General features: G+C 61.6%; 9 protein-coding genes. 7 read left to right on the top strand and 2 right to left on the bottom strand.

The features are described 5' to 3' along the window. A partial coding sequence (locus R3175_RS16725; protein ID WP_318945476.1) for an acyl-CoA dehydrogenase domain-containing protein occupies positions 1 to 1,599 on the top strand: 1,599 nt, incomplete at its 5' end. Positions 1,600 to 1,642: 43 nt separating this feature from the next. Here the strand turns inward: R3175_RS16725 and R3175_RS16720 are convergent. Next, positions 1,643 to 1,951, bottom strand: coding sequence for a hypothetical protein (locus tag R3175_RS16720; RefSeq protein ID WP_318945475.1), 309 nt, complete (start codon positions 1,949 to 1,951; stop codon positions 1,643 to 1,645). Positions 1,952 to 2,104: 153 nt separating this feature from the next. Further along, on the bottom strand, positions 2,105 to 3,043 hold the full coding sequence (locus tag R3175_RS16715) for a LysR substrate-binding domain-containing protein (protein WP_318945474.1): 939 nt from the start codon (positions 3,041 to 3,043) through the stop codon (positions 2,105 to 2,107). 105 nt (positions 3,044 to 3,148) lie between these two features. Between R3175_RS16715 and R3175_RS16710 the strand changes: the two genes are divergently transcribed. The 6 genes from R3175_RS16710 to msrP all read left to right on the top strand — a co-directional run bounded on the left by R3175_RS16710 (position 3,149) and on the right by msrP (position 9,410). Continuing rightward, complete coding sequence (locus tag R3175_RS16710; protein ID WP_318945473.1) at positions 3,149 to 4,048, top strand: DMT family transporter; 900 nt, start codon at positions 3,149 to 3,151, stop codon at positions 4,046 to 4,048. A 724-nt stretch (positions 4,049 to 4,772) separates the two neighbouring features. Then, positions 4,773 to 6,386 carry a methyl-accepting chemotaxis protein gene (locus R3175_RS16705; RefSeq protein ID WP_318945472.1) on the top strand — a complete coding sequence of 538 codons (1,614 nt, stop codon included), beginning with the start codon at positions 4,773 to 4,775 and terminating at the stop codon, positions 6,384 to 6,386. 24 nt (positions 6,387 to 6,410) lie between these two features. Continuing rightward, positions 6,411 to 7,457: a cytochrome-c peroxidase gene (locus R3175_RS16700; RefSeq protein WP_318945471.1), complete on the top strand. Its 1,047-nt coding sequence runs from the start codon at positions 6,411 to 6,413 to the stop codon at positions 7,455 to 7,457. Between the two features lie 10 nt (positions 7,458 to 7,467). Continuing rightward, positions 7,468 to 7,782, top strand: a complete 315-nt coding sequence (locus tag R3175_RS16695; protein WP_318945469.1) for a plastocyanin/azurin family copper-binding protein — start codon at positions 7,468 to 7,470, stop codon at positions 7,780 to 7,782. Beyond that, positions 7,779 to 8,489, top strand: a complete 711-nt coding sequence (locus R3175_RS16690) for a c-type cytochrome (RefSeq protein ID WP_318945468.1) — start codon at positions 7,779 to 7,781, stop codon at positions 8,487 to 8,489. Before R3175_RS16695 ends, R3175_RS16690 begins: the two co-directional genes overlap by 4 nt. Before the next feature lie 3 nt (positions 8,490 to 8,492). Beyond that, positions 8,493 to 9,410, top strand: a complete 918-nt coding sequence (gene msrP, locus R3175_RS16685; RefSeq protein WP_318945467.1) for a protein-methionine-sulfoxide reductase catalytic subunit MsrP — start codon at positions 8,493 to 8,495, stop codon at positions 9,408 to 9,410. The last annotated feature ends 2 nt before the right edge of the window (positions 9,411 to 9,412 follow it).

Here is a 9,412-nt window from a genome sequence, read left to right as displayed (position 1 = left end):
GGCAGCGACGAGATCGGCGTCACCTGTGTGCTGGTGCCCAAGGATGTCGAGGGGGTCAATGCCGGCGCCCGCCACCTGCCCATGAACACCGTGTTCATGAACGGCCCCACCTGGGGCAACGACGTGTTCATCCCCATGGAGCAGATCATCGGCGGCCAGGAGATGCTTGGCAGGGGCTGGACCATGCTGCTGGAGTGCCTGTCCATCGGCCGCTCGGTGTCGCTGCCCGCCCTGGGTACCGGTGCCGGCAAGGTGGCCAGCCTGGCCACCGGCTCCTACGCCTACGCGCGGGAGCAGTTCGGCCGCCCCATCAGCCAGTTCGAGGGGGTACAGGAAGCGCTGGAACCCATTGCCGGCTACAGCTACATGATGGACGCCGCCCGCCTGCTCACCGCCGGCATGCTCGATCGCGGCGTCCGGCCCTCGGTGCCCTCGGCGGTGCTGAAATACCGCAACACCGACCTGATGCGGGAGGTGATCAACCACGCCATGGACGTGGTGGCCGGCCGCGGGGTGATCACCGGGCCGCGGAACTTCCTGGCCCGGGCCTACCAGGCGGTACCCATCGGCATCACCGTGGAGGGCGCGAACATCCTCACCCGCAGCCTGATGATCTTCGGCCAGGGGGCCATTCGCTGCCACCCGTACATTGTCGAGGAAATCGAGGCGGCGGGCATGGAAGACAAGGAAGCCGCCGCGGAGATGTTCGATGGCATCTTCTACCGTCACCTGGCCCACACCACTCGCAATGCCCTGCGGGCGTTCGTGCTGGCGCTGACCCGGGGCCATGGTGTGGAGACGGTTCCCCGGCTGGGGAACATTCGCCCCTGCTACCGGCAGCTGGCCCGCTTCTCCGCCGCCTTCGCCCTGATGACCGACGTCACCCTGCTGTCGGTGGGCGGCGGCCTCAAGGCCCGCCAGCGCCTGTCCGGCCGGATGGCGGATTGCCTGGTACAGCTCTACTACGCCTCCGCCATCATCAAGCAATGGCACGAGGAGGGCTATCCGCCGGATCAGCGGCCGTTGGTGGAGTGGGGCCTGAAGACCTGCCTGCGGGATCTGCAGGCCAGCATGCGCGAAGCCATTATCCAGTTTCCGGTGAAGCTGTTGCGCTGGCCGTTACGGCTGATCGTCTTCCCCCTGGGCGCCACCGGACTCAATGGCCCGGACGACGAACTCGGCGCGGAAGTGGCCGCCAGCATCGTGCGGGACGCCCCCATCCGCCAGCGCATCAGCCGCGGCTGTTACGTCAATGACAGCCCGGAGGATCCCCTGGGTCGGGTGCTGAACGCCTACCGTCTGGCCAACGAAACCCACGACATGCGGGAGAAACTGCACACCGCCATCCGCAACCGCAACGAGGACGAGCTGGACGCCATTGCCTTGCTGATGGGCCATCAGCGCAAGGAGCTGGTGGACTGGGCCTGCGAACAGGGCATCATCCAGGGCGAGGAATGCGACAAGTTGCTGGAAGCGCTGGAGGCCCTGTACGACGTGATCCGGGTGGACGCCTTCGACGCCGACGGCATCAAGAAGCTGGCCCGGTGCGCCAAGGGCAAGCGGCAGGTGGTGGACCGGCCGCCGAAGGAGGAGGACTGAGCGACTGCGTCGACCGGGGCTGCCCCGGTCGACCCGCGCCGGCTCAGAGATTGAGAATGTCGACAATCTCCAGGGTATTGCGCAGCACGATGTAGACCTTGTCTTCCACCGTGACCTGCTGATGGCGACGGTCCAGGTCGACCACTCGGCGATCCCGGTACAGGTAGTCGGGCAGGTAATCCCCTCGCTGCAGGCCCAGCTTGCGTTGCCAACCTGGCGGTAGCGGCTGGCCCTGGGCCACCTTCTTCTGCAAGCCGGGCGGCAGACTCCCTGAGTGGCCTGGACTGGCCGCGATCGAGGCCGAAGCGGTGAGCAGGGCCATCGAAAGCAGGCCTGTCAGTAATGTCTTCATCGGACTTCTCCGGTTGACCAAACTGCCCCAAACCTACCACGTTCCCCCCCGGGCCACCGTTACCACTTGGTAAAGCCCCGGTAAGGATTGGCGGCCCGATACGATCAGCCCCGCCAAGTCCCTGTATCGACTCGAATCCTGGCGCACGTCCAGTCAACGCAACCCATCACGGACGGCCTGGCCCACCAGCCACTGGCGCAGAACTTGAATGCTGGGCTCCCGGCGCCGGCTGGTTTTCCAGGCAAAGTGGAACTGGTCCCCGGTCACCAGGTAATGGCAGGGCAGCCGGACAAAGTCCTCGGCGTCGTCCAGGTTGCTCAGCATGTAATCGTTGGTCAGAACGATGCCCTGGTGGTAGCGGGCGGCCTCCAGCGCCAGCAGCATGTGGCTGAAATGCTGCAGCCTGGCCTCCCCCGGCAGCGGCAGGCCGGCGGCCTCGTACCAGGCCTGCCAGTCGCCGCCCTGACGGTTGTAGATAGTGAGGGTGGACAGCAGCGGGAACCGGGCCAACTGCTGCGGGGTCAGTTGCGCCCCCTGCGCCAGGGCCCGGCGGTCGATCCCCAGTTCCCGGGTCAGGGTCTGCCAGTACTGGGCGCTGCACACCGGAAACAGCCGCTCCTTGTACAACAGGTCGTAACTGAAGGCGGGCGTGTCGGTACGGATGGTGATGAAACAATCGGCCACCCGATCCGACAGTTCCGGGTTCTGGATGGTCATCTCCAGCGCGAGGTCCAGCTGCGGGTGGGCCCGTTGCAGGTCCGGCAACCTTGGCACCAGCCAGCGCACGGCGAAGGAGCTGAAGCAGGCCAACCGCAGCCGCGATTCCTCCCGGCCCAGCACCTGCTCACTGGCCCGCTCGATCTGCAGCAACGCCGAGCCCACCGCCTCCAGGTACTGCTTGCCTTCCTCGGTCAACGCCAGGGAACGACCGGCCCGCAGGAACAGCCGTTCTCCCAGGTAGGCCTCCAGCTGCTTGATCTGGTGACTGACGGCACTCTGGCTCACCGCCAGCTCCTCGGCGGCCAGGGAAAAACTGTTGAGGCGGGCGACGGCCTCGAACACGGGCAGCGCTTTGAGCGGTGGCAGCTTCATTATCTAAATATCTAATGAGTGATCAACAAACATCATTTTATCCAATAGCGAGCCCGACTTACACTCAGAATTCAGTCAGATCACTCGTCGAGGGAGCCCCACACCATGTCCGGAAAAACCGTCAACAGCGCCCTCCTGCTCCTGGTGATCGGCAATGCCATGGCGCTGGTCTCCGATGTCATTATCAAGCTGCTGGAGCCGGGGGCGCCGGTGTTCCAGTTTGCCTTCCTGCGCTGCGTGCTTACCCTGCTGTTGCTGCTGCCGCTGTGGAAACAGATCGACCGCCGCCGTCTGTTCGAGGGCGCGCGCGTCCACTTCGTTCGCGCCCACATTCACCTGGCCGGCATCCTGTGCATGGTTGTGGCGCTGGTCACCCTGCCCCTGGCCACCGCCAATGCCCTCTTCTACGCCTCGCCGATTCTGGTGATGGTGCTGTCGGTGCTGCTGTTCCGGGAACGTCTCACCGCGCTGAGCCTGATTGCGGTGGTGAGCGGCTTCGCCGGCATCGTCGTGATCCTGCGGCCAACGGCCATCAACTGGGGCGCCCTGGCCGCGCTGGGCGCCGCCACCGCCCTGGCCATCAACGCAGTGATGGTGCGCAAGCTGCCGGCGCGGCAGTCCACGGTCCACAAGCTGTTCCTGACCTACCTGATGGTGATCCCTGCCAGTTTCGCGTTAATGCTGGTGGAAGGGGCCGACTGGGATCCGGCCATCCTGGTCCACGCCCTGGGCTCGGCATTGTTCATCCTGGGCTACAACGTCACCGTGCTGCTGGCCTACCACCAGGTGGACGCCAACCAGGTCACCAGCGCCGAGTACACCGGGCTGATCTGGGCGGTGGCGTTCGGCTGGATCGGCTTCGGCGAAGTGCCGGACTGGTGGTTCGTCGTCGGCAGTGGGATGATCGTGGTGCCATTGGTACTGATCGGCCTGAAGCAGCGCCGCAAGGCCCGGGCGGAAAGCCATTACGTGGGCGACAGTGAGTATCACGGCGCCTCGGGTTAACCTTCCAGCGCTGGTTCCGCAGTTCACACCCAGCTGGAGGGCGGTGCTTGAGCGCCCCTTCCCGTGCCACCGTCCTGTCTATTCACCGGAGCGGCACCGCCAGCGTTGCAACGGTCAAGTGCCGCCAGCGTGGTGTAAAGGAGCTCGGGCTGCTGGTTGGCATTGTCGCCCCTCGGGTTGATTGCTGATACGAGCCACTTGAGTAAACGTAGCCGAACAATGCGGAAGATTGAGTCAAGCCTGTACAAAAAACCGGCAACTCCGCATTCAATGCCCGACTGCCCCCTAACTCATTGGTATTATGAGCCCAAAAATTTGTAACGAAATGCAACCCCCTGTTGGTAAACCGTTTTATTCGTTTATGACGAACCTTTGACAGCCCATCCCCGGCTCAGGAAGCCATTTCCAGACCCCTCGGGCGGTTCAAGCCGTATTTTTCTGGCTTTTTGGGGAAACTGCCATGTAACAGTAAGTAACCCAATCCGACCGCCCAGCGGGCTATATGACCCCAACCGACAAGATGACAATAAGCAGTGTCACGTTTGTCCGTCCCGGGGCCAATACCTGTCCTTTGCACCAATTCCTGAAACTACCTACCATGATTTGCGCTTGATCCATATCAAGTCCTGGGACTGTACGCTTAGGAAGTCGAAGTCACAGTGATTCCAAACCCGCTGAAGACACGGAACTGTCAGCTACTTGAGAAGGCCTCTGGTTACGCTTAATGATTTCTGTGTCGAATCTCTCCTGGCGATACAAACTGCTCCTGATCGGTATTCTCCCCGTGGCGGTGGCCGTCGTTTGTATTATCTTTGCCGGTGTGACGCTGGAGCGGCAAAGCGAATCGGTCAGCCAGGCCATCGAATCGTCCAAGCAGCGCCAGCTTCTGGCAACCGAGTCCCTTACCAGTATCCTGAGCCTTGAACGCAGCCTGCAGGCATTAATCGCCGCCGAAGCCTCCGCTGACATTCGCACCAACGCCATCGCCACGATCAAGGCCTCTTCGACCCTCGATGAGTCACTTCAGCGACTTCAGTCCGGAATGCCCGACAATCCCCAGGTAGCACAGTTGCGAGACCGGCTGAAGGCGCTTCGGCCCCTGCAGATGCAGGTCATCGGGTTTGCCAAGCGCAACCAGGACGCGCAGGCGATGGACGTCGTCAACACGATGTCGGGACAGGCGGAAGACATTCGTCAGTTGGCCCAGTCCATTCTGGCCGCCCAGCAAACCGCGCTTAAGGACCTGGCCGACAGCAATAAGGCGCATGCGCAGGATGTTATTACCACGCTCCTGATCACCACTGCTATCGGGGTCTTGGTTGTTGGCGCCGTCACTTACTACTTCGGACGGACTCTGCTGCGGCCGTTACTGGATGTCCAGAACAACATGCGGTCCTTCGCCGAGGGCGATCTCAACATTGCCATGGCTCGCCGTGGCCGCGATGAGGTCGGCCAGACCATTGATGCCCTGCATCATGCGGTGAGCTCCACTTGTCAAACGGTCGAGCGTATCCGTACCGAGGCCAAACAGCTCGAAGCCCGTGCCGGACGGGTGGGAGACGCGTCCCAGGCATCCTCCCGGCAAATCTCGGTGGTGGAAGACAATGCCCACCGGATCATCGAATTCACCGACCATTTGGTGCGCACCTCGGACCAGGTCGAGGAACGACTGGACCGCTCAGCGCAGGATGCCGAGCAGGTCGAAGCCGAGTGCCTGGCCACGGGCGAGGTCATCAGCCGCGTCGTCAACCAGTTTGCCGCCTTTCGGACCCAGATGACGGAGCTGACTGCCGGCATCGACACCATGTCCGAATCGGCGACCTCCATCACCTCCATATCCGGGACCATTCGGGATGTGGCAGACCAGACCAATCTCCTGGCGCTCAACGCCGCCATCGAGGCCGCACGGGCCGGGGAGCAAGGCCGAGGGTTCGCGGTGGTGGCGGATGAAGTGCGCAATCTGGCACGGCGCACCGGCGAGGCCGTGGAGGAAATCTCTTCCATGGCCGAAACCATGCATCGCTCCGTCGGCAACGTCGTCGACGGGGTTCAGCATGCTTCTTCGCAGATAAAGGAGAACGTGAACGGCCTGGAACAGGCCTCAACACAAATCCGCAACGCGAAGGAAGCCTCCGAGCGTTCCCGGCAGCAGAGTCATTCGGTCCGGGAAATGAACTCGAACCAGAAAGAAACCATCCAGGATATCCATGCATTTTTTCAGGAAATGAAAACCCTCACGCACGAAACCGCACTCAGCATGCAGGACCTGGATCAACTCGCGGGGGACCTGAACCAGTCCTCCAAAGCCCTGCTGCAAGCAGTCGGGCATTTCAAATAAGAAACAAAAAGAGAGGAAAAGACAATGTCAAAGTGGGTATGGCCGTTATTGGCAGGAACCGTTCTGACAAGCCTGGCACCGTTCGTACAGGCCGGAGAAACCGAATACGTTTTCGAGGCGGGCCACCCCTCACTTCAGCACTGGCTGATGCCCGAAGAGGTGCCTTTCCCGGAAGCCAACAACCCGACCGAGGCCCGGGTCGAGCTCGGCAAAAAGCTGTTTTTTGATCCTCGCCTGAGCGGCGACGGCAATATGTCCTGTGCCACCTGCCACAACCCCGTGTTCGGCTGGAGCGACGGCATGCCGACCGCCAAGGGCTTTCAAAGCCGTGTGTTAGGGAGGGCAACCCCCACCATCACCAATACCGCCTTCAATGCGCTGCAAATGTGGGACGGGCGCAAGGACTCACTGGAGGACCAGGCCCTGGGACCAATGGTATCGAGCGTCGAGATGAACGTGGATCTGAAAGTGGCCCAGGCCAGGCTTATGGCGCTGCCGGGCTATCGGACGGCGTTTGACGCCGCTTATCCGGGCGAGGGCATCACCGACGAGACACTGGCCAAGGCGATTGCCAGTTACGAACGCACGATTATCAGCACTGATTCCCCTTTCGATCAGTGGGTTCGCGGCGACGAAGACGCCATGACCGAAGCCCAGATCAACGGCTTCAAGGTGTTTGTTGACCCAGACAAGGGCAACTGTGCCGTGTGTCACTCCGCACCCAATTTCACCGACGACGGGTTTCACAACATCGGGCTGGCCTCCTATGGGGAGGAAAACCCGGACATGGGGCGCTACGTGAGTGTCCCGCTGGCGAGCATGAAAGGGGCGTTCAAGACGCCGACGCTGCGCGATGTCACCGAAACGGCGCCCTACTTCCATGATGGGTCCGCGAAAACACTGGAAGAGGTGATTGAACACTACGCGCTGGGCGGTACGGTGAAGGACAATCTCTCCCCCAACATGAAGGAACTGGATCTGACCACCCAGGAAAAGGCAGACCTGCTGGCGTTCCTGCAGGCCCTGACGGAATCGAAAGAACCGATACAGCTACCCGATCTGCCCCTTTAAGGAGGAATTCATGCGCAAGCTAATCGTGACGTTGATGCTCGCGACCATGGCGACCGGTGTCGCCGCCGAAACCTACACGGTCGGGCAACAGGACAAGTCCTTTACCGAGGAACAGTTGACGATCAAGACGGGTGACAATGTGGAATTCGAGAACAATGATCCGTTTTTCCACAATGTCTTCAGTCTGTCCGATACCAAATTCTTCGATCTGGGCTCCTATCCCAAAGGGGAGTCGCGAACGGTGGAATTCACCGAACCCGGCATCGTGGAGGTGGAATGTGCGATTCACCCGCAGATGAAGATGACCATTGAGGTCGAGGAGTGACCGCGGTTATCCGGCTGGCCATTCTCACCCTGGCGCTGGCATTCACGGTCAGCGCCCGGTCGGCACCGGATATCGGCCACAGCTCAGGCAAACAGCTGGAGCCGGATTCGGAGAAAGGCGCCCACGTCTACAACACCCGTTGTTCCCTGTGCCACGGGAACCAGGGCATGGGCGAGGGTGCATTGCCGATCCGCATCGACGCCTACCCGAAGACCTCTCTGACCCAAGCCGTCCAGGCCCAATCCCGTCAGGCGATTCGGGAGGTGATCGCCTTTGGCGGCACCCTGGACGGGGTGTCCCAGTACATGCCTCCTTACAGCCATGAGTTAACCTGGGTTGAGCTGGAATCGGTCGCGCTCTTTGTCGAGCTGCTGCGCAGCGACAAGGATCGGGCCCTGGCGCTATTACAGGAGGCCGGAGGACATCTTGAACCATCGCAACGCGTGGGCGAACAAATCTTTCGGGAGCGCTGTGTGCTGTGCCATGGCAGGCACGGCGAAGGGGACGGGCGGATGGCCAAGATCCTGACCAGCCCGCCCCCGGCGGACCTGACGGCGAGCCGGTTGCCCGATGACTACCTCAACACGATCATCACCAGGGGCGGGGAAGGCGTTGGCCGATCCAAACACATGCCGCCCTGGGGGGAGCAGCTCAATCAGGCGGAAATCGATTCGGTCATTCTCCATATCAAGAGTATTCGTGACTGACCTATGCGCAGAGACTGGGAACCCGGCGAGAACGAAATCACCCCGGAACGGCTGTTCCGGGAGCGCCGTCGCCTGCTCAAGGGCCTGGGCGCGGCGTCCCTCGCAATGACGTTTCCTTCCGCCGCTCTGGGCAACGACTGCCCCTGGGATCGGCCGGTGTTGGGCGACGTGGGCCCGCCAACGGCCCTACGCGCCATCAAGAGCTACAACAACTACTACGAGTTTTCTCCGGAGAAGGAACCGGTACGAATTCTGGCTCAGGAGCTCACCCCCCGTCCCTGGACCATCACAATCACCGGAGAAGTCGAGCAGCCTTTGGAGCTGGACCTCGATACCATCATGGCCCTGTGCCAGGAAGAGCGCATTTACCGCCTGCGCTGTGTGGAAGGTTGGTCCATGGTCATACCCTGGCAGGGCTTTCCCTTATCGACGCTGTTGGAAAAAGCCAAGCCATTGTCCAGCGGTAAATTCGTGCGCTTTGTCGGAACCTACCGACCCAGTGAGATGATCAACCAACGCCGCGATACCCTTGACTGGCCCTACACGGAAGGGTTGCGGATAGACGAGGCCACCCATCCGTTGACCTTGGTCGCAACAGGGCTTTACGGAAAACCACTGCCTCCCCAAAACGGCGCGCCTCTGCGCCTGGTCGTACCCTGGAAATACGGTTTCAAGAGCGTCAAGGCCTTTCAAACCATCGAAGTGGTCCGCCAGCAACCGGTCACCACCTGGATGAAGGCCGCCCCGTCGGAATACGGTTTCTATGCCAACGTGAATCCCGAGGTCCCCCATCCCCGCTGGAGCCAGAGGCGCGAGACTCGCATTGGCGAATTGGGGAAACGCCCAACGCAGATGTTCAACGGCTACGCCGATCAGGTTGCTCACTTGTACACAGGTATGGACCTGGAACGCCACTTCTAGCC

The organism is Marinobacter sp. (assembly GCF_033722735.1).
Lineage (GTDB): Bacteria > Pseudomonadota > Gammaproteobacteria > Pseudomonadales > Oleiphilaceae > Marinobacter.
This window is presented reverse-complemented; position numbering and strand designations above follow the sequence as displayed.